This is a genomic window from SAR324 cluster bacterium, from assembly GCA_029245725.1.
In the GTDB taxonomy this organism is placed as follows: domain Bacteria; phylum SAR324; class SAR324; order SAR324; family NAC60-12; genus JCVI-SCAAA005.
On sequence record JAQWOT010000292.1, the window covers coordinates 1 to 2,283 of the forward strand.

Sequence of the window (2,283 nt, forward strand, 5' to 3'; positions counted from 1 at the left end):
AAGACATTCACGACTTAGATCGAATCACTCAATAGTCTCCTACGGTGCAACCTGGCCAGGTTGCACCGTAGGAGACTGTGCTATAGTAGATCTTAAAGGATGTTAGAAATTTCTTTGAAGTTACTCATCGATAAACTCAACAATGCTTTGGCGCTAACGCAAAACTGGAAAAGTTTAGATACATTTCACATTTGAAATTTTCTCTTTTCAATCATTGAGAGACTAAAGTCGTCAACTATTTAAATTTTTTGTTGTTGGATTTACGAACCTCCGACCATATTTTCTTGTTGGTAACTCGTTATTCCGATCTTTTCAATCAAACCCAATTGGGTTTCAAGCCAGTCAATATGCTCTTCCTCACTGCTTAAAATTTTCAGAAACAACTCCTTAGACACATAATCTTTTACTTGCTCGCAATAAGAAACTGCTGACACCAAGTCGGGATGGACTTTCTGTTCAAGCTTTAAATCATTCTCTAGAATTTCTAGGGTGTTTCTGCCAATTATAAGTGGATTCAAGCGTTGCATCTGCGGTATGCCATCCAAGAACAAAATTCGTTCTGTAAGCCAATCAGCATGGTTCATTTCATCAATTGATTCATGGTACTCGTAATCAGCCAGGCGCTTTAGTCCCCAATCTTTCAGCATCCTCGAATGCAAAAAATACTGATTGATTGCTGTTAGCTCGTTGGTCAGAACAACATTCAAATGTTCGATAACTTTTTGATCACCCCTCATGTAATCCCTCCTATATAAAAATCAGAATTTTATTAAAATTAAATATTATCAGCTATTTGTCCAATGATGGATTAATATTTATTATCACCTCAAAACTCAAATAGCAAACAGAGGACAACAACGATGTTTTTCTAGCAAAATTTATTTAATTTCCAATCATTTATAAGCCCTTGACACCAACATGAGATTCTTGCTGCCGTTAGCTCCTTTTGAGAATATTGATCAAGTGCAAGGCCATAAAATACTTGATTATTATTGTATGTTGTAAGCGCTGCTGACTGCTCGAAGCAGTAGTTGGTCAAAAATATTTGGGTTTTAAATTTTGAATCAAATGAATTTTTACTTATCAAACTTAACTCTTTTCGAAAATTTTGCACCGGCCAGTATCCAATTAATTTGGCATGACATTCTTTAAGTAACCAATTTGCTAAGTGACCAAGACCATCAACAAAAGTACAACAGAAGGTTTCTTGATCCCCAAGACCAAAAAGGGCTACTGGCTTGTTTTGGAGTTCACTGGGAGTTGTTGTTGAGACAATTTCAGACCAATCATCTTGTAATTGACCATTATAGTAAGTTGGTGATCCCATTACTATGAATTCATAATTTTTCCAATTCGGAGTTCCATTTTCATAAAGATCAAACGTATCAATATTTACGTTGGTTATTCTACGACAAAATTCATCCTTAATTAATTTTGCTGTTTTCGCCGTGGACCCATTACTGGTTCCATAGCAAATACATATTTTTGGGGATTTCATTTTTGAGGTTCTTTTCTAAAATATTCTCTAGAAATTTCTATTAAGTAACTTTTATTTTTTTTATTACCTTTTTTTTTGATTAGTCAATAGTAATTTTTTTCAGATATCATCTTTTTCAAAACCCTATTTGACAGAAAAGAATCCATTTTCTGATTCTCAAGTCTAAAATCTTTTTGCAATCTGCATTAAGAAATCAATTGAGCCTCACACATGTTGGTATCAGTTCAGCTGAGAATACATTTTGATATTTGAACGGTATAAAAGATATTTGGTTCAAATTTGAATCATAATAAAATCATTGCAAAATCTCACCATGAGTAACGCAGTAATTTTTTTTCTTTGAAAATACATTAATTTCAATATTTTAAAAATCTTTGAATTAGATTTTCCGAATGAACTCATTACGACTTCAACTACATTATAATTACTTTCTGGGACCAACATGGGTGTGTTGAAAAACCATGTTTACATTCCCAAGTTGAGTGTGTGCTCTTGGTAGGCCTCTTAAGCAGTCAGCATAATGACTATGTTCTCACATCAGAAAAATTACAAAAATATTCACCTTCTAATTAAATCTAGATAGCTACAAACAACTTATCAAAAAAATTTATCATTTTATAAGCTTAAATTATTGAAAATATTATATTTATTATTATATTATAATAATATTTCTTGATTTTTTAGAATGGTATTTCATCTGCCTTTATGAATAAATTTGATCCTGACATTTGATTGCTTAATTTGAAAATTTTTATTGACTAATTTTTTTATTTAGTATTAGCTAA

General features: G+C 32.0%; 2 protein-coding genes. Both read right to left on the reverse strand.

What is annotated here, in order from left to right; translation table 11 throughout:
- Window positions 1–260 precede the first annotated feature (260 nt).
- Entirely contained in the window at window positions 261–737 is a 477-nt protein-coding gene (gene bfr, locus P8O70_15710) for a bacterioferritin (GenBank protein MDG2198288.1), read from the reverse strand.
- A gap of 131 nt (window positions 738–868) precedes the next feature.
- Window positions 869–1,498, reverse strand: a complete 630-nt coding sequence (locus tag P8O70_15715) for a flavodoxin domain-containing protein (protein ID MDG2198289.1) — start codon at window positions 1,496–1,498, stop codon at window positions 869–871.
- Window positions 1,499–2,283: the final 785 nt, after the last annotated feature.